Source organism: Arthrobacter sp. FW306-2-2C-D06B (assembly GCF_021789175.1).
Taxonomy (GTDB): domain Bacteria; phylum Actinomycetota; class Actinomycetes; order Actinomycetales; family Micrococcaceae; genus Arthrobacter.
In genome coordinates this window covers 1,179,385-1,202,401 of record NZ_CP084560.1, presented here as the reverse complement: position 1 = coordinate 1,202,401, position 23,017 = coordinate 1,179,385, and the positions used below count along the sequence as shown (strand labels likewise).

At 64.6% G+C, this 23,017-nt stretch carries 20 protein-coding genes; 12 read left to right on the top strand and 8 right to left on the bottom strand.

Annotated features, from left to right (window positions below; genetic code table 11):
• Window positions 1-97 precede the first annotated feature (97 nt).
• Both LFT47_RS05745 and LFT47_RS05740 read left to right on the top strand, forming a co-directional pair.
• Window positions 98-1,306 carry a TIGR03364 family FAD-dependent oxidoreductase gene (locus LFT47_RS05745; RefSeq protein ID WP_236816101.1) on the top strand — a complete coding sequence of 403 codons (1,209 nt, stop codon included), beginning with the start codon at window positions 98-100 and terminating at the stop codon, window positions 1,304-1,306.
• A gap of 37 nt (window positions 1,307-1,343) precedes the next feature.
• Window positions 1,344-1,712 carry a PhnE/PtxC family ABC transporter permease gene (locus LFT47_RS05740; RefSeq protein ID WP_236816099.1) on the top strand — a complete coding sequence of 123 codons (369 nt, stop codon included), beginning with the start codon at window positions 1,344-1,346 and terminating at the stop codon, window positions 1,710-1,712.
• Window positions 1,713-1,795: 83 nt separating this feature from the next.
• On the opposite strand, the gene LFT47_RS05735 is transcribed toward LFT47_RS05740, so the two are convergent.
• On the bottom strand, window positions 1,796-4,015 hold the full coding sequence (locus tag LFT47_RS05735; protein ID WP_236816097.1) for an NADP-dependent isocitrate dehydrogenase: 2,220 nt from the start codon (window positions 4,013-4,015) through the stop codon (window positions 1,796-1,798).
• 210 nt (window positions 4,016-4,225) lie between these two features.
• On the opposite strand from LFT47_RS05735, the gene LFT47_RS05730 reads away from it, so the two are divergent.
• Window positions 4,226-5,218 (top strand): trypsin-like serine peptidase, encoded by a 993-nt coding sequence (locus LFT47_RS05730; RefSeq protein ID WP_236816096.1) that lies wholly within the window; start codon window positions 4,226-4,228, stop codon window positions 5,216-5,218.
• A gap of 173 nt (window positions 5,219-5,391) precedes the next feature.
• Window positions 5,392-6,420 (top strand): trypsin-like serine peptidase, encoded by a 1,029-nt coding sequence (locus tag LFT47_RS05725; RefSeq protein ID WP_236816095.1) that lies wholly within the window; start codon window positions 5,392-5,394, stop codon window positions 6,418-6,420.
• Window positions 6,421-6,562: 142 nt separating this feature from the next.
• On the opposite strand, the gene purH is transcribed toward LFT47_RS05725, so the two are convergent.
• Window positions 6,563-8,233 carry a bifunctional phosphoribosylaminoimidazolecarboxamide formyltransferase/IMP cyclohydrolase gene (purH, locus tag LFT47_RS05720; protein WP_236816094.1) on the bottom strand — a complete coding sequence of 557 codons (1,671 nt, stop codon included), beginning with the start codon at window positions 8,231-8,233 and terminating at the stop codon, window positions 6,563-6,565.
• Window positions 8,234-8,353: 120 nt separating this feature from the next.
• Here purH and LFT47_RS05715 point away from each other — a divergent pair, with 120 nt between their 5' ends.
• From LFT47_RS05715 to LFT47_RS05705, 3 genes are read left to right on the top strand one after another with little or no spacing between them, the layout of a single operon-like run.
• On the top strand, window positions 8,354-9,292 hold the full coding sequence (locus tag LFT47_RS05715; RefSeq protein WP_236816093.1) for an N-acetylglucosamine kinase: 939 nt from the start codon (window positions 8,354-8,356) through the stop codon (window positions 9,290-9,292).
• Window positions 9,276-10,244 (top strand): N-acetylmuramic acid 6-phosphate etherase, encoded by a 969-nt coding sequence (gene murQ, locus LFT47_RS05710; RefSeq protein WP_272909615.1) that lies wholly within the window; start codon window positions 9,276-9,278, stop codon window positions 10,242-10,244. The genes LFT47_RS05715 and murQ overlap by 17 nt, the downstream gene beginning before the upstream one ends.
• A 19-nt stretch (window positions 10,245-10,263) precedes the next feature.
• A complete protein-coding gene (locus tag LFT47_RS05705; protein WP_236816092.1) occupies window positions 10,264-11,616 on the top strand; it encodes an MFS transporter in 1,353 nt (450 codons plus the stop codon).
• A 108-nt stretch (window positions 11,617-11,724) separates the two neighbouring features.
• On the opposite strand, the gene purN is transcribed toward LFT47_RS05705, so the two are convergent.
• Window positions 11,725-12,297 carry a phosphoribosylglycinamide formyltransferase gene (purN, locus tag LFT47_RS05700; protein WP_236816091.1) on the bottom strand — a complete coding sequence of 191 codons (573 nt, stop codon included), beginning with the start codon at window positions 12,295-12,297 and terminating at the stop codon, window positions 11,725-11,727.
• A 38-nt stretch (window positions 12,298-12,335) separates the two neighbouring features.
• Here purN and LFT47_RS05695 point away from each other — a divergent pair, with 38 nt between their 5' ends.
• Complete coding sequence (locus tag LFT47_RS05695; protein WP_236816090.1) at window positions 12,336-12,758, top strand: hypothetical protein; 423 nt, start codon at window positions 12,336-12,338, stop codon at window positions 12,756-12,758.
• 30 nt (window positions 12,759-12,788) lie between these two features.
• On the opposite strand, the gene LFT47_RS05690 is transcribed toward LFT47_RS05695, so the two are convergent.
• Window positions 12,789-14,120: a cell division protein PerM gene (locus tag LFT47_RS05690; RefSeq protein ID WP_236816088.1), complete on the bottom strand. Its 1,332-nt coding sequence runs from the start codon at window positions 14,118-14,120 to the stop codon at window positions 12,789-12,791.
• A 347-nt stretch (window positions 14,121-14,467) separates the two neighbouring features.
• On the opposite strand from LFT47_RS05690, the gene LFT47_RS05685 reads away from it, so the two are divergent.
• The gene (locus tag LFT47_RS05685; RefSeq protein WP_236816087.1) at window positions 14,468-14,932 is read left to right on the top strand and encodes a DUF4383 domain-containing protein; all 465 of its coding nucleotides are present in this window, start codon (window positions 14,468-14,470) and stop codon (window positions 14,930-14,932) included.
• Window positions 14,933-15,086: 154 nt separating this feature from the next.
• Here LFT47_RS05685 and LFT47_RS05680 read toward each other — a convergent pair whose 3' ends face one another.
• The 4 genes from LFT47_RS05680 to LFT47_RS05665 form a co-directional block, all read right to left on the bottom strand.
• Window positions 15,087-15,818 carry a maleylpyruvate isomerase family mycothiol-dependent enzyme gene (locus LFT47_RS05680; RefSeq protein ID WP_236816085.1) on the bottom strand — a complete coding sequence of 244 codons (732 nt, stop codon included), beginning with the start codon at window positions 15,816-15,818 and terminating at the stop codon, window positions 15,087-15,089.
• On the bottom strand, window positions 15,818-16,645 hold the full coding sequence (locus tag LFT47_RS05675) for a fumarylacetoacetate hydrolase family protein (protein ID WP_236816084.1): 828 nt from the start codon (window positions 16,643-16,645) through the stop codon (window positions 15,818-15,820). The genes LFT47_RS05680 and LFT47_RS05675 overlap by 1 nt, the downstream gene beginning before the upstream one ends.
• Complete coding sequence (locus LFT47_RS05670) at window positions 16,642-17,772, bottom strand: cupin domain-containing protein (protein WP_236816083.1); 1,131 nt, start codon at window positions 17,770-17,772, stop codon at window positions 16,642-16,644. The genes LFT47_RS05675 and LFT47_RS05670 overlap by 4 nt, the downstream gene beginning before the upstream one ends.
• 192 nt (window positions 17,773-17,964) lie before the next feature.
• Window positions 17,965-18,765 carry an IclR family transcriptional regulator gene (locus LFT47_RS05665; RefSeq protein ID WP_236816081.1) on the bottom strand — a complete coding sequence of 267 codons (801 nt, stop codon included), beginning with the start codon at window positions 18,763-18,765 and terminating at the stop codon, window positions 17,965-17,967.
• A gap of 47 nt (window positions 18,766-18,812) precedes the next feature.
• On the opposite strand from LFT47_RS05665, the gene LFT47_RS05660 reads away from it, so the two are divergent.
• From LFT47_RS05660 to LFT47_RS05650, 3 genes are all read left to right on the top strand, one after another.
• A complete protein-coding gene (locus LFT47_RS05660) occupies window positions 18,813-20,141 on the top strand; it encodes an MFS transporter (RefSeq protein ID WP_236816079.1) in 1,329 nt (442 codons plus the stop codon).
• The gene (locus LFT47_RS05655) at window positions 20,134-21,396 is read left to right on the top strand and encodes an FAD-dependent oxidoreductase (protein WP_236816077.1); all 1,263 of its coding nucleotides are present in this window, start codon (window positions 20,134-20,136) and stop codon (window positions 21,394-21,396) included. Before LFT47_RS05660 ends, LFT47_RS05655 begins: the two co-directional genes overlap by 8 nt.
• Before the next feature lie 109 nt (window positions 21,397-21,505).
• Window positions 21,506-22,942: a flotillin family protein gene (locus LFT47_RS05650; RefSeq protein WP_236816075.1), complete on the top strand. Its 1,437-nt coding sequence runs from the start codon at window positions 21,506-21,508 to the stop codon at window positions 22,940-22,942.
• Window positions 22,943-23,017: the final 75 nt, after the last annotated feature.

Genomic DNA, 23,017 nt, shown 5'->3' with positions numbered 1-23,017 from the left:
TGAACCATCAGCGGCGAAAGTAAAGTCTCGGTAAACTTGTATATACAAATAGCATTCTGGCTTGATTCCATCCTTCAGGCAGTCCAATGTCAATGGCGTGAACATCCAACCTTCCCCATCCGGCGATCCGACTGCGGCGGCATCCCGCTCCGATGTTGTGATCGTGGGCGCCGGCATCGTCGGGCTCGCACACGCCGCCCACGCCGTCGCCAATGGCTTGAGCGTGACGATCCTCGAGCGCGACCACTGCGCCGTGGGCGCCTCCATCAGGAACTTCGGCCACTGCTGCATCACTGCGCAGTCCGGCGAGCTCTACGAATTGGCCCAGACCTCCCGTAAATACTGGCTCGAGTTCGCAGCCCTGGCCGGTTTCTGGGCCATCGAATCCGGTGCCGTAGTGCTCGCCCGGACGGAAGCCGAAATGAACGTGCTCCGGGAGCTGTCCGCAGCCCGCGAGGAGGGCCAAGTCGGACTGCTCTCCCCGGCCGGGGTGCGGTCGCGGCTGGGTTCCGGCGCGGACGGAACGGCGCCCGACGACGGCGGAGCGGCCGTCGCTTCGTGGCCCGGTTTGGTAGGCGGGGCCTTCCTCCGGGACGACTTGCGGGTGGACCCTCGGACTACCGTCGCCAAGCTCGCCGACTGGCTCGCCCGACAGCCTGGCGTCGAGATCCATTGGAACACCGCTGCCCTCGGCTTCGAAAACGTGGCTGGCCAGCCCACGGTCCACACTTCCCGTGGTGACTTCCAGGGCAAGCAGGTGTTCGTCTGCGTTGGCCACGACGTCGACTACCTGTTTCCTTCGCTTGCCGAGGAGCACGGGATCGAACGCTGCGCCCTGCAAATGTCCCGCGCCGCGCAGTCACCAGGGCTGACGATCGGCCCCGCGGTTCTCACCGCGACGTCCATGCTCCGCTACCCGGCCTTCACGGACATGCCGGCAGCGGCCGCGCTACGGGCGGAAGTGGAGAAGGACCGGCCCGAGCTCATGGACATCGGAGCGAACGTGATGTTCACGCAGCGCCCCGACGGGACGCTGATTCTCGGGGACTCGCACCACTACCACCGCACGGCGTCACCGTTCATGGATGAGGCCGTCACCGCGATCTTGAACACGGACATCGAGGCTGCCATCGGGACACCCTTGGACGTCATCGAACGGTGGCAGGGAATCTATGCCTCCAGCTCCGTGGCCCCCATCCTGGTCCGCGAAACCCAACCCGGCGTCACAGTCGTCTCGGTGACGTCCGGCGTCGGAATGACCCTGTCCTTTGGGCTCGCGCACCGCAACATCTCCCGGCTTTACTGACCCGTTCCTCCCTTCCAGTTCGCAAAGGGGTGGCAGCGTGAGCGATGAGACCCGGACGTTTCCAATACGCCCGAAGCAGCCCCTGCGATGGATCGCGACGGCGGTGGCTGTTGCCGCCGTCGTCGTCCTCCACGCGCTGGCCAACCGGATCCAGCAGGTAGCCAATGCGACGCTGCCCATGGTGGTTCCCCAGTTCGTGGGCCTGCTGCTCTACCGCTTCGACGTGAACGTGCGTTCTTCACTCGTCCTGGGCTTGGTGGGAGCCGGCGGCATCGGGCTGCTGATCAACCAGTCCATCAAGTCGTTCCGCTTTGACGCCATGCTCACCCACATCATCATCGTGCTGGTTCTGATCATCGTGGTGGACCAGTTCTCGGCCTGGGTCCGCAGGAAGCTGGCCGCTTAAATGCAACTAGCTCGCAGTTGTTGTCGTTCTGAGCCCTCAAAACGACAACAACTGCGAGCTAGTTGGGTGGGGCGGCGGGGTGCCTAGTTCAGCGTGGCGACAACCTCGTTGAGCTTCGCGGAAGGACGCATCACGGCCTCCACCTTTGCGGCGTCGGGGCGGTAGTAGCCGCCGATGTCCGCAGGCGAACCCTGGACTGCGAGCAGCTCGGCGATGATGGTTTCCTCGTTGGACGTCAGGGCTCCGGCAACGGCGGAGAACGCCGCGGCGAGTTCGGCGTCGTCGGTCTGCTGGGCCAGTTCCTGTGCCCAGTACTTGGCGAGGTAGTAGTGGCTGCCTCGGTTGTCCAATTCGCCCACCTTGCGCTTCGGGGACTTGTTGTCCAGGAGGAACGTGCCCGTTGCGCGGTCCAGCGTGTCGGCAAGGACCTGGGCCCGGGCGTTGCCGGTGGTGGTGGCGAGGTGCTCGAAGCTAACGGCCAGCGCGAGGAATTCGCCCAGGCTGTCCCAGCGCAAATGGTTTTCCTGCAGGAGCTGCTGGACGTGCTTCGGAGCCGATCCGCCGGCACCGGTCTCGAAGAGGCCGCCGCCATTGATCAGCGGGACCACGGAGAGCATCTTGGCGCTGGTGCCGAGTTCGAGGATCGGGAACAGGTCGGTGAGGTAGTCACGCAACACGTTTCCGGTCACCGAGATGGTGTCTTCGCCCTTGCGGATCCGCTCCAGCGTGAACGCGGTGGCCTTCTCCGGGGACATGATTTCGATCTGCAGGCCCTCGGTGTCGTGGTCCTTCAGGTATTCCTTGACCTTGGCGATCAGCTGGGCGTCGTGGGCGCGGCTTTCGTCGAGCCAGAACACGGCCGGCATCTTGGACGCGCGGGCACGGGTGACGGCCAGCTTGACCCAGTCGCGGATCGGCACGTCCTTGGTCTGGCAGGCGCGCCAGATGTCACCCGGGGAGACCTGGTGTTCGATCAGCACGGTTCCGGAGGAATCCACAAGCTGCATGGTTCCGGCGTACTCAACCTCGAAGGTCTTGTTGTGGCTGCCGTATTCCTCAGCTGCTTGTGCCATCAGGCCGACGTTCGGCACCGTACCCATGGTGGTCGGATCGAAGGCGCCGTGGGCACGGCAGTCATCGATGACCACTTGGTACACATCTGCGTAGCAGCTGTCCGGGATGACCGCGAGGGTATCGGCTTCCTTGCCGTCCGGTCCCCACATGTGGCCGGAGCTGCGGATCATTGCCGGCATCGAAGCGTCGACAATGATGTCGCTGGGAACGTGGAGGTTGGTGATGCCCTTGTCAGAATCGACCATGGCCAGAGCGGGGCCGTCGGCCAGACCCTTCTTGATGGCCGCCTTGATACCTTCGCGGACGTCCTCCGGGAGTTCATCGAGACCGTTGAGGATGGAAGCGAGGCCGTTGTTTGCGCTCAGGCCGGCGGCAGCGATCTGCTTGCCGTAAGTGTCGAAGAGCTCGGAGAAGTACGCCTTGACGACGTGGCCGAAGATGATCGGGTCGGAGACCTTCATCATGGTGGCCTTCAGGTGTGCCGAGAACAGCACGCCCTCTTCCTTGGCACGGACCACCTGGGCAGCCAGGAACTCGTCCAATGCCGCAGCGCGCAGCACGGTGCCGTCCACTACTTCACCAGCGAGGACGGGGAAGGCCGGCTTGAGGACCTTGACGGTGCCGTCTTCGCGGACAATCTGGATCTTGATGGTGTCATCTGCGGGAATGACCACGGACTTCTCGTTGGAGCGGAAGTCGTCCGCCGTCATGTGCGCAACGTTGGTCTTGGAGTCGGCGCTCCAGGCACCCATGGAGTGCGGATTCTGGCGGGCGTAGTTTTTCACGGACAGGGGCGCGCGGCGGTCGGAGTTGCCTTCACGCAGGACCGGGTTCACGGCCGAGCCCTTGATCTTGTCGTAACGCGACCTGATGTCCGTCTCTTCGTCAGAGGAGGGGTTGTCCGGGTAGTCCGGAAGCGCATAGCCCTGCGCCTGCAGTTCGGCAATGGCTGCCTTAAGCTGCGGGACGGATGCGCTGATGTTGGGGAGCTTGATGATGTTGGCTTCGGGTTTCTTTGCCAGTTCACCCAGTTCGGCCAGTGCGTCGCTGATCCGCTGCTCTTCAGTCAGGTAGTCGCCGAAGACGGCGATGATTCGGCCGGCCAGCGAAATGTCGCGGGTCTCGACCTCCACGCCCGCCGTCGAGGCGAAGGCTTCCACAATCGGCAGGAACGAGTACGTCGCCAGCATCGGCGCTTCGTCAGTGTGGGTATAGATAATCTTTGCCATTGGCGGGGCATCTCCCTGAAAGTCTGCAGATTTCAACATCTCTAACTTACCTGAGCGGGCCGGATTGGCGCGTACTGGGACGGCTCCCAGCGAGCTATGCAACGTCATAGCCCGCCGGACCTTATGTACCTCCGCCCCAAATCGGAGTAGGTTCATTGGGTCAAACTGTGGCCGACGACACGTGGCCGCCAAACGATTGGCAGGACAATCATGACAAAGAAATCACTCCCCATCACTGGTCTCCTGAGCCTCCTTACCTCCGCCGTTTTGACCCTCTGTGCCGCTGGAGGGGCGGCAGCCGCAACGCCTTTCACTGCGGTTTCGAGCTTTGCAGCGCCTGGGACGCAGCAGCTCGTCAGCCTGGCGACAACAAACACCGACCCCACGGGGTACTGGACTCCCGAACGGATGCAAGCAGCAATCCCCGGCGATGTCCTCGCTGGCATTGCCCTCGCACGAGGTGGAGCCTCCAGCACCGCCGGCGGCACGGTCGAAACCGGCCCGCCAGTGAAAATCGCCAGCGCCAAGGGCGGCAGCGCGAGCCTGCATCAAGACGAAGACCCCATTGACCACGTCGGCAAGGTCTTCTTCACCATGGGCGCCTTCGCCTACGTCTGTTCCGGCAACGTCGTCGTGTCGGATAACGACAGCACCGTCGCGACCGCGGGCCACTGTGTCAATGAGGGTCCTGGGGCGTTCGTGAAGAACTTCGTCTTCGTTCCGGCTTATCTCAACGGGAAGGCTCCTTACGGCATCTGGCCTGCCAAAGCCCTCTACACCACACCCCAGTGGCGCACCGCGGGCGACATCCGCTATGACACGGGCTTCGCAGTCACCGCCACGGTGAACGGCAAGCACTTGGCCGACGTCGTCGGCGCGTCCGGCGTAGAGTTCAACCAGGACCGGGGACTCAGCTACCAAGCCTTTGGCTATCCTGCCGCACCGCCGTTCGACGGACAATCGCTGAAGAGCTGTTCGGGCGAGGCCACCAATGATCCCATCAATCCACAGTTCAAGGCGCAGGGCATTCCCTGCGATATGACCGGCGGATCATCGGGCGGACCCTGGATGGTCGACTCCGGGCGGGATTCCTACCAAAACTCCATTACGAGCTACGGCTACCCCGGTGGCCCGGCCGTGATCTACGGGCCGTATTGGGGCTCCGTCATCCGGGAAGCCTACGAGTCGGCGTCCACCTCCTAGGTTCTCCGGTCTCTCGGAAATATGGCAGAATTCGCATCTTGTCAAAACGAAAGTCAAATCTCACAAAATTTCGACAATTTCTTTACATCCTTGTCACGTCTTGGGTAGTTTCGGTTCCGTCAGTCGGCGGCCACCACCAACCGGCCGCCTACCCCTCGATCTCTAGGACAACTGTGACGAGAACCAAGACCTTGGCCACAAGCCTGCTCAGCCTCACTGCCGCCGCCTTACTCGCACTGGGCTCCGGCAGCGGGGCCACGGCGGCTCCTTCCATAGGCCATGGCACAGATGCGTCGACCGTCAGCACCGATTCGGCGTCGGATGGCAGCACCGCTGACTATTGGACTCCTGAACGGATGAAGAACGCCGTCTCCGGCGACGTTCTGGCGACCAAGGCGCTCACGCGGGCACAGGCCGCAGTGGGCCTTGCCGATCTCCCGGTTTCTCCCGAGCAGCTTTTTCCCGCGCTTGGCCGCGCGGTGACTATCGAAAGCCAGAAAGCCACCGGCACCACAGCGCCGTCGGCCGTTGACCGCAAAGCAAACTCAGGTGAGTCGTCCGTTTCGCACATCGGGAAGGTGTTCTTCACACTCGGCGGGGTGAACTATGTCTGCTCAGGCAATTCCGTCACCTCGGCCAACCAGAGCACGGTGTCCACCGCAGGCCATTGTCTGAACGAAGGCCCCGGAGCATTCGCAAGCAACTTCACGTTCGTTCCGGCCTACCTGGACGGGGCCGCGCCCTACGGCAAGTGGACGGCCAAGGCGCTCTACACAACCAGCCAATGGTCCTCGAATGGAAACATCCAGTACGACACCGGTTTCGCCGTGATGAACACCCTCAATGGCCAGAAGCTCTCAGACGTAGTGGGCGCCTCAGGGGTCCAGTTCAACGCCGCACGAGGACTGGCTTACAAATCGTTCGGCTACCCTGCAGCATCGCCGTTCACCGGAGAATCACTCAGGAGCTGCTCCGGTACGGCCACCAATGATCCCAACAACCCTCAGTACAACACCCAGGGGATCCCCTGCAACATGACGGGCGGTTCCTCGGGTGGTCCGTGGTTCATCGGAACCAGCTCCAGCGGGTACCAGAACTCGGTGAACAGCTACGGCTACGGAAGCAACTCCAGCAACATGTACGGCCCGTACTGGGGCACGGTCATCCAAGGCACGTACCAGACCGCGTCCACCGCCCCCTAGCCTCCACTCTCTCCCCAGGACATGCCCCCTGTTCGCCACAAGGACTGGACATATTAGTAATATGCCCAGTCTTGAGTACAAATAATGGACATGTCCCCCTGGGAAAGGGGGACATGTCCATTATTCGGTGGAGCGGGCGGACCTAGTGGAAGAAGTGCCTTGCTCCCGTGAAGTACATCGTGATCCCGGCGGCGTTGGCCGCGGCAATGACTTCCTCGTCGCGCACTGAACCACCAGGCTGCACGACGGCGCGGACACCGGCGTCGATCAGGATCTGCAGGCCATCGGCGAACGGGAAGAACGCGTCGGAAGCGGCCACGGCACCCCGGGCACGCTCAGGAGCGCTGCTCGTCCCGACATTGGACGCACCGCCAGCACCTTCGACGTCGGACTCCACCTGGACGCCCAAGGTGTTGGCACGCTCAACGGCCAGTTTGCACGAATCCAGGCGGTTGACCTGGCCCATGCCGATGCCGACTGCCGCCCCGTTGTTGGCGAGGAGGATCGCGTTGGACTTGGCGGCGCGGCAAGCGGTCCAAGCGAACGCGAGGTCGGCCAGCGTGGCGTCGTCGGCGGCTTGGCCGGCGGCCAGGGTCCAGTTGGCGGGGTTGTCGCCGTCGGCGTCCACCTTGTCGGCTTGCTGCACGAGGACGCCGCCCGAGACTTGGCGGATCTCCGTCGGGTAGCGGCCATAACCGTCCGGCAGTGCCAGCAGGCGGATGTTCTTCTTCTTGGACAGGATCTCAACGGCTTCCGGCTCGAAGCCCGGGGCGATGACAACCTCGGTGAAGATCCCGGCCACGGTCCGGGCCATGCCAGCCGTGACAATGCTGTTCGCCGCGATGACGCCGCCGAAAGCGGACACCGGATCGCAAGCGTGGGCCTTGGCGTGGGCGTCGGCGATGGGGTCGGCGGCATCGGCGGAGCCAACCGCCACACCGCAGGGGTTGGCGTGCTTGATGATGGCGACCGCGGGCTCGGAGAAGTCGAATGCTGCGCGGAGGGCGGCGTCGGCGTCGACGAAGTTGTTGTAGCTCATGGCCTTGCCGTGCAGCTGGTCTGCCTGGGCGATTCCGGCGGGCGCAGCCTTGTCCACGTAGAGTGCGGCCTGCTGGTGCGGGTTTTCGCCGTAGCGCAGGACCTCGGAGCGCTCCAGCGCGAGACCGGCGTAGGCGGGCCAGTCGATGATGCCATCGCCGTCTTCGTCGAGGAACTGGCTGGCGGTCCAGGTGGCAACGGCAGTGTCGTACGCCGCAGTATGGGCGAAGGCTTTTGCGGCCAGCCGACGGCGGGTCTTCAGGTCGAAGCCACCGGCAGCGGCGGCTTCCACCACGGCGCCGTAGAAGTTCGGATCAACAACGATCGCGACGGCGGCATGGTTCTTGGCGGCCGAACGCACCATGGCGGGGCCTCCGATGTCGATCTGCTCGACGACGTCGTCCTGCTCAGCGCCGGAACGGACGGTCTCCACGAACGGGTAGAGGTTGACCACCACGAGGTCGAAGGGCTCGATCTCCATCTTGGCCAGCGTTTCCATGTGGGCAGGAACGCGGCGGTCGGCCAGGATGCCGCCGTGCACGCGCGGGTGCAGGGTCTTGACCCGGCCATCGAGCATCTCCGGGGACCCGGTGACTTCTTCGACTTCCTTGACCGGAATACCGGCTGCGGCAATCCTCTTCGCGGTGGAGCCGGTGGAGACGATGGCGACTCCTGCTGCGTGCAGGCCCTTCGCGAGCTCCTCCAGCCCCGTCTTGTCGTAAACCGAGATCAGTGCACGGCGGATGGGAACACGGTCAAGCTGCGTCAAGCTCACAAAAGTCTCCGTCTTATATCGCGGGATTCCGCGGTTGCTGGGGATACGGACGAGTTTATCGTGTTGTGGCTCCTCTTCGTTTTTCGAGACGTGGCGGCGCACGCAACATATGGTTGGGCCATGGATTCCGCGGATGTGATTTTGGTAGCCGATGTCGGCAAGAGCCGATGCAGGGTCGAACTCAGGCAGGGCAATGAGGTGCTGGGCTCGGCGGACCAGCAGGGCTTCCCCGGCCTGGGCATGGACAACGGCGCCCGGCTCGCCTTCGAGCTCCTCGCGGACACTGCATCCATGCTGCCGCAAGGGCTTCCGGCAGCATTCCCGCAAGGGTCGTTGCGTGGCATCGGCGCCGCCGTGGCCGGGGTTGAAGCCTCCGCGGCGAACTCCCACGGGCTCGCCGTCCTGCTTTCCGAACGCTTCAAGGTCCCGGCCGCGGTTCTCTCGGACGCCACCGCGGCCCAGCTCGGCGCCCTGGACGGCGCGCCCGGAACAGTGCTGATTGTGGGCACGGGTGCTGTCGCCTTCCGCTTCGACGACGCCGGCACCCTCCACCGCGCCGACGGCTGGGGACCGCTGTTGGGCGATCGCGGAAGCGGCCGGTGGATCGGCCAGCAGGGTCTTCACGCCGCACTGCAAGCGCACGACGGCGGCCCTGCCACTTCGCTGCTCGGCGCGGCCGCCGCGCTCGTTGGCTCACCCGCGCAGCTTCCGGCGTGGCTCGCCGAATCCGCCAACCCGGCCCGGACCATGGCGCGTTTCGCCCCCGCAGTGCTGAAAGAAGCGGAGGCGGGAGACGCCGTCGCACGCGGCATTGTGGACGAAGCGTGCAGGCTCCTCGTGAACACAGTGATCCTCGCCTCCGGCGACACGAAGAAAGTGGCGCTCCTTGGCGGCGTGGTGAAATCGGAGTTCTTCGGCGGGCTCTTGCACAACGCCCTCGCTTCGGCTGGGATTGAGGTGGTTGCGGCACTCGGCGATGGCATGGACGGGGCCGCCCTCGCAGCGAACCGCCGCGGGCTCCTCCAGGAAAGGTACATTCACCGTGACGGAACAGCCTGACGCATCAGGTTCCCCGGGTCCGCTCAGTGGGGATGGGCTCAAGGAACTCCGCTCCGAGCTCGAGGGCCTGCAAACAGAAGCGGCATCGCCCGCGCTCAGTGAATTGGACACCATGGGCACGTCCGAGCTCGTCGCCGCCATGAACGAGCAGAACCGGGGCGTCCCGGCCGCCGTCGAACAAGCCAGCGAGCAGATCGCCGCAGTGGTCGACGCCGTTGCGGAACGCCTCGCCCGCGGCGGCCGGCTGCTCTACGTCGGCGCCGGAACGGCCGGGCGTCTCGGGGTGTTGGACGCGAGCGAATGCCCGCCCACCTTCGGCACTCCCCCGGGTCTCGTCGTCGGGATCATCGCGGGCGGCACCCAGGCCATCCAGAAACCGGTGGAATACGCCGAGGACAACGCCACGGCCGGAGCCCGGGACCTGCACGACATCAGCGTGACCGAGGCGGACGCCGTCGTCGGAATTTCGGCTTCGGGACGCACGCCGTACGTGATCGGCGCCCTCGAGGAGGCCCGCAGCCGAGGGGCTTTCACGGCATCGATCGCCTGCAACCATGACTCACCCATCAGCAAACTGGTGGACGTGGCGATCGACGTCGTAGTCGGGCCGGAATTCGTCGCCGGATCAACGCGACTGAAGGCGGGGACCGCGCAGAAACTCGTCCTCAACATGATCAGCACGCTCGCCATGGTCAAGCTCGGGAAGACCTACGGGAACCTGATGGTCGATCTGCGCGCCACCAACAACAAACTCCTTGCGAGGTCCCAACGGACCATCCAGCATGCCACCGGCGTGGACGCGGAGACGGCGATCCGCGCTCTCGATTCCGTGGGGGGATCGGTCAAGGCGGCCATCCTGGTGGTACTGACGGGCATCGATCCCGCACAGGCGAAGCACGCTTTGGATGAGGCCGGAGGCTTCCTGCGAAAGGCTGTCCAAAAGCACGGATAGAGTTTCCCCAGGAGGGGAAATGAATACTTACACAACCGTCCCGAGCGGCGAGCAGGTTGTCCAGGAGCTGCCGTGGCGGTGGAAGGTCCAGGGCCGGATCTTCCTGATCGGTGGCCTCGGCTTCATGTTCGATGCCTGGGACGTCACCCTCAACGGGATCCTCATTCCGCTCCTCTCCAAGCATTGGTCCGTTCAGCCCGCAGACGCCGGATGGATCGGCACTGCCAACCTGATCGGCATGGCCCTGGGCGCCTTCGCCTGGGGCACCATCGCGGACACGATCGGCCGGAAGCGGGCCTTCACCGCCACCCTGCTCATCTTCTCCATCTTCACGGTCCTGGGAGCTTTCGCGCCGGACTTCATCTGGTTCTGCGTCTTCCGCTTCATGGCCGGCTTCGGCCTGGGCGGCTGCATTCCGGTGGATTACGCCCTGGTAGGTGAGTTCACCCCGCGGAAGCAACGCGGCAAGGTGCTGACCGCAATGGATGGTTGGTGGCCCGTGGGCGCAGCCCTCTGCGGCTTCATTTCGGCCGGACTCGTTGCGGCCTTTGCCGATTGGCGCCTGACCATGCTCGTCATGGTGTTGCCGGCCCTGCTGGTGTTCTGGATCAGGCGCAGCGTGCCCGAATCCCCGCTCTTCCTCATCCGCAAGGGCCGGCGCCAAGAGGCCGCCGACGTCATTGACAGTCTCGTCCTGGCCACGGGAGCCGAGCAACGCGCCTACAGCCTGCCCGCGCCGCAGGACGCGCCCCGCCTCTCCGCCGGCAGCGCGTGGCGGCAGCTGCGCCGCGTCTGGCAGTTCAACTGGAAGATCACGACGGCGGCCTGGGCCCTGTTTTTCAGCATCCTGCTGGTCTACTACTTGAGCTTGACGTGGATGCCGCGGATTCTGATCGGCGCCGGATTCGAGGAGTACAAGGCGTTCGTGACGACAGCCGGGATGGCCGGCGTCGGACTCCTGGGCGTGGCGGTCGCCGCGGTGCTGGTGGAGCGCGTCGGCCGCAAGTGGATCCTGGCCATCAGCGGCCCGCTGTCCGCGTTGACCCTGGTGATCGTTTCCTTGGTGGTGGACATTCCTGACGCTGCAGTGTTCTGGCTCCTGGCGTTCGGCTTCGTTATCCAGGTGGCCATCCCTGTGCTCTATACCTACGTGTCGGAGCTCTACCCCACCGATCTCCGGGGCTCCGGCTTCGGCTGGGCCTCCACGTTCTCACGGGTTGGAGCCGGGATCGGGCCGCTCGTGTTCGCCTCGTATTTCTGGCCCGAGTTTGGCTTGGCAACGTCCTTCGCCTTGGCGGGCGGGCTCATTGTGCTGTCCGTGGTGTGGATGGCGTTTTTTGCGCCCGAGACGAAGCAGCTCGACCTCGACTGAGCATGCCCCCGCTTCCCGCTCCCCCGCTTCCCCAACTAGCTCGCATTTGTTGTCGTTTTGAGCCGTCATAACGACAACAAATGCGAGTCAGTTGGGCCGAACGAGGACTCAGGCGTGTTTTCCCGCAGCGAGCTCGGCGAGGGTCCGGACAAGGAGTCTGCGCTCCACCACCTTGATGCGTTCGTGCAGGGTGTCTTCGGTGTCGTCCGGGGCGATTTCGACTGCCTCCTGGGCGATGATGGGACCGGTGTCGACGCCGGCGTCGGCCCAGTGGACGGTGCAGCCAGTCACTTTCACGCCATAGGCCATGGCATCGCGGACTCCGTGGGCACCCGGGAAAGCGGGCAGCAGTGCGGGGTGCGTGTTAAGGTATTTGCCGCCGAAGGCGTCGATGAATTCCGGGCTGACAATCCTCATGAACCCTGAGGAAACCACCACGTCCGGATCGTAGGAGGCAACGGCTCTGGTAAGTGCGGAGTTCCAATCCGCCCGGTCCGCGTAGTCTTTGAAGTCCACCACGAAAGTGTCCAGTCCGGCTTCGGCAGAACGTTCCACGCCGTAGGTACCCGGCCGGTCGGCTCCCACAGCCGCGATCTCAACGTCCAGCTCGCCCGCCTTCACGGCGTCGATGACAGCTTGGAGGTTGGAACCGGTTCCGGAGACGAGGACAACAATGCGCATTGCACTAGCTTATGGCTGGCTCGCGTAGGCTGGAAAACATGAATTCCGGCGTTGGACCCACCCCGCAGCATCAGCCACAGAGCGAGGCTGCCAAATCAGCGCTTGCCGTTACCCAAACGCTGTTCAGGACATTCCTGCTGACCGTGCTTGGCGCCATCTTCGTCTACATCCTGAACATCAGCTACGTCTGGCTCAGTGGCATCCTCACCGTCATCGCGGGGGTGCTTGGAGTGGTCGTCCTCGTGCGGACCATCCGGTTCAAGCAGCCACGCATCGTGTTGTTTGGCACCATTTCCGGGCTCGTGGTCACGGCCGTCATGTGCCTGCTGGTGATCACCGCCGTAGTGTTCTTCAAACAGATCACTACCCTGCAGGACTGTGCGCGAGCCGCCCTGACGCTCCACGCCCAGAACTCGTGCCAGATGGATTTCCAGAACTCCATTCCCTCCGGATTGCGCTAGCCGGGGGCGCAGCAAGGTGAGGCGGGTACCCTAGCGGCGGTCGCCGTCGTACACGGCATCGTCGAGATCCGCTTCGCGGAGCTTCTGCCGCCTCTCGAGCCAGGGCCCCACCCAGTAACCGATCACGACGCCGATCCCCACCTCCGCGGCGATCCAGACTGCCGTCCCCCGCGGGTCGGGGCCGATCTCGGTGAGACGCCCGATTCCGGCGGAACCGCGCGCCAGCCAGGCGAGGCATCCCGCCAAAGCCCCTGCTACGGCCCCGATGAGCGCGCCAAGGATCAACGTGGAAACAGGAGCCGTGAACCAGCGGGCCTTGATCTTGATGGAAAGCCATTCGTCGAAGTGGTTCTCCCCCGCACGCAGGAACCACCAGCCTGCCAACAGACCGGCGATCACTGGAAGGGCAAGGGCCGCGGCGCCAAGGTCGAGCTGCCCGGTGGGCAGTGCGCCGAACACAGGAATCGCTGGCAGCGGCCCGACGACGGTGCCCAGCGGCCCGACGTGTGAGCCGACACCGAGCGAGAAGCCGGCGCCGGATGACCAAGCCAAAGTGAAAACCGCCAGATTGGGCAGGTAGCCGAGCTGGGCGATTGTGAGGACGCCACCGCCGAGGGCCCCGGCTTTCAGGCCTTCGTAAACAGCGATGATATCCGTCCAGTGCATGACAAGGTCGACGGCGAGCAGCGTCGCGGAGAGCGTCATGGCCGCCATGATCGCCACGAATCCGGCCTTGATGGCGGAGCCGAAGTAGGACCCGGCCCAACGGGAATGTTGGCTTGTGCGTGCGAGCCAATCGACGGCGTCGACCCCAATGAGCCTGCTCCAGGAGCCGGACTCACGCCGGGCGCCCACCACCATGCCGAGGCCGAACGGGATAAGGGGAATTAATGCAGCGAACCAGATATTGATGACGACATCCTGCGTGCGACAGACGAATCCGGTCGCCGCGCCGAATGCGCCGTAGACGAGCAACGCTCCGAAGAAGGCCTGCCACAGCTGGTCCGTGTAGGAAGCCCTGGCCAGCCGGCGGCCCGCGCGCCATGCCAGGAGGAAGGGGACCAAAGTCAGTCCAAGCGGGATAAGGGACAGCATCCCGGACCCCGGTAGGCCTGCGGTTCCCAGGTTGACGGTGGCAAGCTGCAGCGGGACGCCGTGGACCAGGAGCCAGGTTTGGCCAGCCAAGCGTGCCAGGAAATCGATGGTGTGGTTCTGGAATCCGTTAGTTGCCCAGACTCCGATCAACGGCAGGACCACCACGAGCGCCGAGATGATAGCGGCCTGGGCCGACTCAAGGGCACCCTGCAGCCACAAAGGCATGGGCAGGCCATGGTCACCGGTCTGATCAGCGCGCAGTTTCATCGTGTTCTATCGTGCCACGGCGCGCCCCGCTCCCCCGGCAGGCGCCCGGACGGCCCGCGAATCCACCAACCCCCGCTCACCTATATCCCCCTCCCGGCCAACCCCCGCTCACCTGTGCGGGGCGAACGCCAAGCGCTCGTGCACGACCGCCGTGCCGCCGTCGTTCAAGTGAGCGGGGGTCAGGGGAAAACGCCACACAAGTGAGCGGGCGTCGGGGCCCGCCGTCGGGGCGCCGTCGGGGCCAGCCGTCGGCGCCCCGGGCGGCGCCGGGCGGCGCCGATCCCAGCGCTTTTTGCATATGCCAGACGTAAAATTGGATTGTTCGCAAAGGTGGATGGAGGGCATAAATGACTACCGCAACCCCGCATGCACATGGTGTTCACTTTGGACGGACGGACATCCAGAACATCGGCATGGGTGTAGGTATTCTGATGGCGCTGGTGGGCCTTCTCGGATTCATTCCGGGCATCACCATGCGGTACGGGGAATTGCAGTTCTTCGGGCCAAATTCGCACGCAATGCTCCTGGGTGCGTTCCAAGTGTCGCTGCTGCTCAACATTGTGCAGCTGCTGATCGGCGGAACCAGCTGGGCGATGGCCCGCTCGGGCGGCCATAGCGCACGCAATGTCCTGATGGGCTTCGGTGCCTTGTACATCGTGCTCAGCGTGTACGGACTGAGTGTCGGGGTTGATTCGGCGGCCAACTTCCTGTCGCTGAACACGCTCGACAACTGGACGTTCATTGTCTTGGGCATCCTGATGGTCGCCGCAGGCTGGATGTTTTCACGGCATCTGGCTGACGACGCAAAATAGCCCATTCACAAGCCCGGATTAAGCTAGCCCGGGATTACAGGAGCCGCCAATGGTAGGGTCTACAGCCAAATCTGAATAGTCATACAAGCGGTTGGTGCAGTTCCTGCGGTGAAGAAGCCGGGAGCTGTGCCAACCTTCTGTATGCCCGACGCCGTCAGATCCACTTGGGCGCCGCCGGCACCGGCCCAGTCCCCCCAGCCACCCCGCCGGTCCCGCGCCCGGTGGCCCACTGCACGACGCCGGCGAGAGGCCCGGTGATCACGACCGCGGCGTCCGGATCGCCGAACGTGAGGTCGGTGCCGGCGACTCTGACCAACAACCCGGCATCGGTGCCGCGGGTGGCCCACGCAGACGTGATGTCCCGCAGCAACCGTTCCAGTACCGACGCCGGGATGTCGCCGAACGATGCCCCGTTGTCGAGGTCGACGGCGTGCACCCAGACTTCGCGGGTGCGCATCCAGACCGTTTCCGACGCCGGGACTTCCCTGCCCTGGGCCGTGCGCACCGTGTGGTGCCAGGCGTCCTCGGGCAGGTCCCGCCATTCCACGCTCAAGTGCACGGCGGAATGGTCGAAGAGGTTCCGCAACGCGATGGGAGAAAGGGTGGCGCCGAAGTTGATTTCCTCATCCCGCACCGCGACGGAGGGATACATCGGAGTCTCCACGCCGGACGAAGCCCACTCCACCAAGCGGGCGATGGCCCGGGCGTTATAGCCGACGTGTGCTACAACGTGGCGGCGGCTCCAGCCGGGAAGCAGCGAACCGCCGTCGAGCCCGGCGTCGGAGAGTTCGTTGAGCTTGCGGGCGAAGAACGCGGTCCCCCGCCGGGCCTGCAGCAGTTGTTCCTGCAGGCCCGGATCGGTAGTGAGGTCGTGGCGGGCGACCATCAGGCTTCCTTGACCACGCGGTTGTTCAGCTGGCCCAGACCCTCGATGGTGGTGACCAGGAGCTGGCCTTCCTGGAGGTAGCGCTTGGGGTCCTGGGCGTGGCCGACACCGCCGGGCGTGCCGGTCGCGATGACGTCGCCAGGGTTCAGCGTGATGATGGTCGAGATGTAGGACACGAGGAATTCCGGGGTGAACACGAGGTCCCCCGTGGGGGTGCTCTGCTGGACCTCGCCGTCCACCGCGGAGGTCATGAGCGGCCCGGCTGTGAACTCGTCCTTGGTGACGAGGGCCGGCCCGAACGGCGTGGACTTCTCCCAGGTCTTGCCCTGCAGCCACTGGACAGTGCGGAACTGGTAGTCGCGCATGCTGATGTCGTTCAGCACCGAGTACCCGGCGATGTGATCGGCCGCGTCCGCTTCGCTGATCCGCCGGCCTTTCTTGCCGATCACGACTGCGAGCTCGGCCTCCCAGTCAACCGTGTCCGATTCCTGCGGCAACGCCAGATCGTCGTTGGGCCCGATCAGGGATTCGGCGTACTTGGCGAACAGGGTGGGGTATTCCGGGACCACGCGGCCCATCTCCTTGATGTGGTTGCGGTAGTTGTGGCCCACGCAGATGATTTTCCCCGGTGAGGGCACGACGGCGGCGAGGTCGGCGCCGTCGTACGCGTGCGTTGCGCCGTGGGCCGCCTCCGCGATGGCCGCCCAGGCGGGTTCCTGCAGGAGGGCGCCGACATCGGAGAAGCCGTCGATCTCGGTGAGGACGTCGCCGTCCTGGCGGACCGCCGTCGTCGTTCCGGCGCCGGTGCGGAGGGTGAGGAGTCTCATTTGTTGCGTCCTTCGATGTACGTGCGGTTGAAATTCAGTCGTTCGAAAATAGGCGCATCGCTGAAGCGGAAGAGATCGAACTCGCTCTCCGCCTGAAGCGACCACTGAGCCCAGGACGGGACCACGAACAGGTCGCCCTTTTCCAGGACCTTGGACTCCCCGTTCAGGACCACGGTGCCGGTCCCTTCGAAGACCTGCCACACGCTGGAGCCGACCTCACGCAGCGGCTCGGTCGAGGCACCGGCCCGCAGGCGGTGGAATTCCGCGCGGATCGTCGGCATGACGTCCCCGCCGGTGGTCGGGTTGGTATAGCGCACGGCGGCGTGGCCCTGGGACACCGTGGCCGGGTGGCCTTCATCCTCGAGAAGCAACTGTTCGCGCAGGGCCGCGTCGGTGTGCTCCCAGCGGTAGGCCGCGATCGGTGAGTTGGTGGTGTCATCGAGCCCGGACAGCGGGCGCAGGCCCGGATGGGCCCAAAGCCGCTCGGAGCGCGAAACGTCCGGGGTGGCCTCGTCCGTGACCCGTTCGGTGCCGAATTCGAAGAACCCGGCGTCCGCGTAATGCACGAACGGGATGTCCAGTCCGTCGATCCACGCCATCGGCTGGTCGGTGTCATTGTGGTGTCCGTGGAAGTTCCAGCCCGGGGTCAGCAGGAAATCCCCGCGACGCATCGCCACCGGATCCCCGTTGACAACGGTCCAGACGCCTTCACCTTCGACGACGAACCGGAAGGCGTTCTGCGAGTGGCGGTGCTCCGGGGCTGTTTCGTGCGCGCCCAGATACTGGATGGCCGCCCACAACGTCGGCGTCGCATACGGCGTGCCGGCCAGGCCCGGGTTGGCCAACGCGATGGCCCGGCGTTCCCCGCCGCGGCCCACAGGGACCAGGTCCCCGGCACGGGCCGCCAGCGGGTACAGATCGTTCCAGCGCCACACGTGCGGCACGGCCTTCGGGGACGGAACCATCGGCATCAGGTCCGCGATCTCGGTCCAGAGCGGGATCAGGTTCCCGGCCTCGAAATCCCGGTACAACTGCTTGAGCTGGGCAGCTTCCTCGGGAGTCGGTTCCGGCACCGCGTGCGCGGCGGCAACTGATTCATGTGTTGTGCTATCGGCGCTGATGGACACAGGAGCCTCCTCGAGGGGTACGGGACAGTTTTGGCGTACTCCAGACCCTAGGGAAGCCCTCAAGTGATCTCCAGAAAATTCTGCTAGTCAGAATCCGTTGGCCCAACTGACAGGCTCGCTGACCCAACTGACTCGCAGTAGATGTCGTTTTGAGGGCCCATAACGACATCTACTGCGAGCTAGTTGGGTGGGTTAAGGCTGGGACTCGGCCGGATTCGCTGCGATATCGATCTCCAATTGGCGCTGGGTTTCCCGCATGATGCCCACGAGTCCACTGTCGAAGAGCCTGCGGAACCTTGCCACCGGAGTCGCGACACTCAAGGCGCCCACTGCAACGCCGTCCTTGTTGTGGAGGGCCACCCCCAGGGCACTGATCCCCTCCTCGGTGCCCTCGAAATTCGCGGCGAATCCGTTGCTCCGGATCGTCTCGAGCTCGCGGAGGAAAGCCGGATAGTCGGCGTCGGGAATGTTGTCCCCGCCAATCTCGGCATTGTGGCTCCGGAACAACTGCTCAATCATGGCGGGCTCCAGCTCGGCCAACAGTGCCTTGCCGCCCGAGGCCTTGTTCGCGGGCAGAACGGTCCCCTGCCGGTCGCCTACCCGCAAGGCGTTGGTCCCCTCCACCGTGGCCAGGAACCTCACCTTGGTACCGACGCGAACCATGATATTGACGGTCTCATTGATCCGGCCACTCAGGAGTTCCATGTGCGGCTGCGCCACGGTGCGCAGCAGACGGCTCCAACTGAGTCCCGCCGGGCCAACCCCCATGGCCGGCCCGGGCACGTAGCGGCGGGTCTCGTCCTGGACCGCGAACCCGCGGTAGACCAGCATGGCCAACAGCCGGTGGGCGGTGGAAGGGGCAACTCCCAGCTCCGCGGCGGCGTCCTTGAGCCGTAGGCTGCCGCCGTCACGCAGGAGCTGAAGGAGATGTAGGGCATTGTCCACGGCTTCGATGGAATAGGCCGGCTTCTTGCGGGCTGGAAGATTCTGCACCACAGAATTCTATTGGGCCACGCAAACAACGGCCACACAGTGGTGGGATGAATCACACACCATCCGCTGCAGCGCCGGAACGGACCCAACACGGCCTTCACCAATCCCCCGGGGCCTCCGCCCGCTTCTCCAAGCGTTCCGCCACCGCTGTGCTTGTCTGCTGGCTGCTCGTAGTATTCGATGGCTACGACCTCATCGTCTACGGCACTGTGCAATCGTCCCTCATCACCGACACAGGCTGGGGGCTCACCAAAGCCACGGCCGGCACGGTCGGTTCGATGGCGTTCCTGGGCATGATGCTCGGAGCCATCTTCGCCGGCAGGATGTCAGACAGTTGGGGCCGCCGACGGACGATCATCGCCTGCGCCGCACTGTTTTCGATCTTCACCATCCTGTGCGCGTTCTCCCCGAACGCCCTGGTCTTCGGGGGCCTGCGCTTGCTGGCCGGCATCGGCCTCGGCGGACTTGTTCCCTCGGCAAATGCCTTGGTCGCGGAACTGGTGCCCGCCAAATGGCGGTCCACCATCGCCACGCTGATGATGTCCGGAGTGCCGATCGGCGGCTCGATTGCCGCGTTGGCTGGCATTCCGCTGATTCCCGCATTCGGGTGGCCCGTCATGTTCCTTGTGGCCGCTGTGGCCCTGCTCGTGGTGGTTCCGCTGGGCATGCGCTTCCTCCCGGAAACGCTCCCGGCGACCCTTCCGGAATCCCTTCCCACCGCAAAGAAGGCGGGCTTCAATTCCCTGCTCCGCGCCCCGTACCTCGGCATGAGCCTCCTGTTCGCGATCTCCACCCTCGTGACGCTCTTTGCCTGGTACGGCCTGGGCACGTGGCTGCCGAACCTGATGCAACTTGCCGGCTACAACCTCGGATCAGCCTTGACGTTCGCGCTGGCACTCAACCTTGGTGCCGTCGTCGGCTCCGTTGCCACCGCTTGGGCGGGAACCCGCTTCGGTCCGATCCCGACGGCGATCGCGGCGGCCGCCGTCGCCGCCGTCGCGCTGGCCGTCCTCGTGGCGGGGCCGCCCGTGGGGCTTGTCTACGTCATGTTGGTGCTGGCCGGGGTGGGCACCCACGGAACCCAGTGCCTCATCATCGCGGCAGTGGCCAGCCATTACCCGTCGCACTTGCGGGGCACGGCGCTCGGTTGGGCCCTCGGAGTCGGCCGCATCGGCGCAGTCGCCGCACCCCAAGTAGGCGGACTGCTGCTCGCGGCCGGGCTCGGCGTCAACTCGAACTTCCTGGCATTCGCCGGGGCCGCCGCCGTCGCGGCCATCCTGCTCGGCGCGATCGGCGCGAAGATCAAAACGGCCAAGATCAAAACCCCCGAAATCCAATCCAAAAACACCACCTCTGTAGGAGCCCGCAATGTCTGACCGCAAACCGTCCACTGAAGTCCTCGTCGTCGGCGGGGGGATGGCTGGCCTTGCCGGCGCCTTGGCCCTCCGCGCAAACGGCGCCGAGGTGACGCTGGTTGAACGGGCTCCCGAGTTCGGCGAGGTCGGGGCGGGACTACAGATGGCGCCCAACGCCTCGCGCGTCCTGAAGCGTTGGGGTCTCCTCGGAAAGGCGCTCGAGATCGGCGTCCGGCCCAAGCACTTGGTGTTCCGCGACGCCCTGAGCGGTGAGGAACTCACCCGGCAGACCCTCGATGGCGAATTCGAAGAGCGCTACGGCGCCCCGTACGTGGTGATCCACCGCAGCGACCTGCACCGGATCCTGTTGGAGGCTTGCCAAGACGCCGGCGTCCGCTTGGTGAACGACGTCGTCGTCGAGAAAGTCGAGACCGTGAACGGCCGCGGCGTGGCGCACGCGTCGAGTGGCGACGTTTACGAGGCCGACGTCGTGATCGGCGCCGACGGCCTCAAGTCCACGCTCCGCGCCGCCGTCGCGCAGGACGGACCGGTGTCGTCGTCGTACGTCGCCTATCGCGGAACTGTGCCCATCACACCTGAGACCCCGGCGACCGATCTCGAGGACGTCGTCGTCTACCTCGGGCCGGACTGCCACCTCGTGCAGTACCCGCTGCGCAAAGGCGAACTGCTCAACACTGTGGCGGTCTTCAAATCGCCCTCGTTCGAGCGCGGCGAGGAACAGTACGGAGGCGTCGACGAACTCGAGGCCGCTTACAAGGACTGCATCCCGGCAGTACAGCTGGCGCTCCGGAACCTGGCGACCGGCATCCGCTGGCCCATGTACGATCGCGATCCCATCGAGAACTGGATCGACGGCCGCCTTGTGTTGATGGGCGATGCCGCGCATCCCATGCTCCAGTACCTGGCCCAGGGGGCCTGCCAGGCGCTTGAAGACGCGGCGGTCCTCCAGGACTGCACGGTCGGCTCCGTGTTCACCGACGACGGCGTGGACAACGGAGCGTGGGACCGCGCCATCGGCGATTTCAACTCAGCCCGCGCAGCGCGCACGGCCCGTGTTCAGCGCACCGCGCGCGTCTGGGGAGAGTCATGGCACGTGTCCGGCGTCGCGCGCGTCTTGCGGAACCTGCTGTTCAAGAGCCGGCAGGACGGCGACTTCCAGTACAACGACTGGCTCTACGGGCGAGAGGGCGACGGCGTCCCTGCTGAAGGCATTCCAGAGGCGAGGACTGAATCGTTGGCGGGAACGCACGCCTAAGAGCATCCGTTGTGTCAATTGTAGGTAAACAAATTGCTGGACTCCTGGAGCAGACCACCGCAGACTGACTACACGAGCCGCTTGGGTGCTTGCCGTTGAAAGGACAGTCATGTTCGACCTCGTTGCTTATCTCCCCCTTCTTGTCACCGTATTGGGGGTAGTTGTCGCCGTTGCCGTCATTCGGCTGCTCATCAAATTGATGTGGAAGGTGGCTGAACCAAACGAGGCATTGATCATTTCCGGCCTGACCCGCGGAAGTTTGGACACCAGGGATGGAATGGATTTCAAAATCGTCACCGGGAAAGGCGCCTTGGTGGTCCCCGGGCTCCAAACCGTAAGGACTTTGTCCCTCACGCTGAATGAAACAGAACTCCAGGTCAACTGCGTGACCTCGCAAGGTATCCAGGTGATCGTGGAGGGCGTGGTTATTTACAAAATCGGGGATGCCGCGCCTTTCATTGCGAATGCCGCGAGGAGGTTTCTCGGCCAGCAGCCCAAAATGCAAAGCCAGGTCTACAACGTTTTTGAGGGGCATTTGCGCTCGATCATTGGCAGCATGACCATGGAAGAGATCATCCGTGAACGCGACAAACTTGCGTCGTTGGTCCGCAGCGCCAGCGGCATAGAAATGGAAAAGCTTGGCCTAGTGGTTGATTCCCTGCAGATCAAGGATCTCCAGGACCCCACGGGTTACATCCAAAACCTGGCCAAACCGCACATTGCGCAGGTCAAAATGGAGGCCCGTATTGCTGAAGCCACCAGGAACCGCGAGGCCGCGGAGAGGGAAGCCGAGGCAGCCGCCCAGATCGCGGACGCCCAAAGCATCTCGGCGATCAAGCAATCAGCGGCGCAAGCCAATGCCGAAACGGCCAGGGCCAATGCCGCCCAGGCAGGACCGCTGGCTGATGCCACGGCGCGCCAGCAAGTGGTGGTCCAGGAAACCGAAGTGGCAAAGCTCGAGGCAGACCGGGAGGAGCAGAAGCTCCAGACGTCCATCCGGAAGCCTGCCGACGCAAAGGCGTACGCCCAGCGGACCGAGGCGGAAGCCCAAAAGGCTGCCGACATCAGCGCGTCCGAGGCGCGGGCACGGCGCACGGAACTCGAGGCCCAGGCGAACGCCCGCAAAGTGGAAGTCGAAGCGCAGGCCAACGCCACGGCGGCGGCCGCCATTGCGGGAGCTACGAAGATCACCGGTGAAGCTGAAGCGGCAGCCACCAAGGCCCGGGGTGATGCTGCAGCCTCCGCCATCAAGGCCAAATCCTTGGCGGAAGCGGACGGCATCAAGGCCCGTGCCGAGGCTCTCGGAACCAACCAAGAGGCCGTTATCTCCCAGCAGCTTGCCGAGAACATGCCTGCGATCGTGGCAGCCGCGGCCGAACCCTTTGCCCACGTGGGAAACCTGACGGTCCTCAACGGTGGCGAGGGCCTCAACAGCATGGTGGGCGGGATCCTTTCCCAGGTGGGCAACTACCTGCCCTCGATCACTGCAGCCCTCAAGAACGGCAAGGAGCCGCCCAAGCGGCCCACCAAAACCCCTGATGCATAGGGACACCGATGCACAAAGAGGTTGATCGGAGCCTGACGGGCAAAATCGGTAGGGTTACGGGTCGAATCGGGCCAG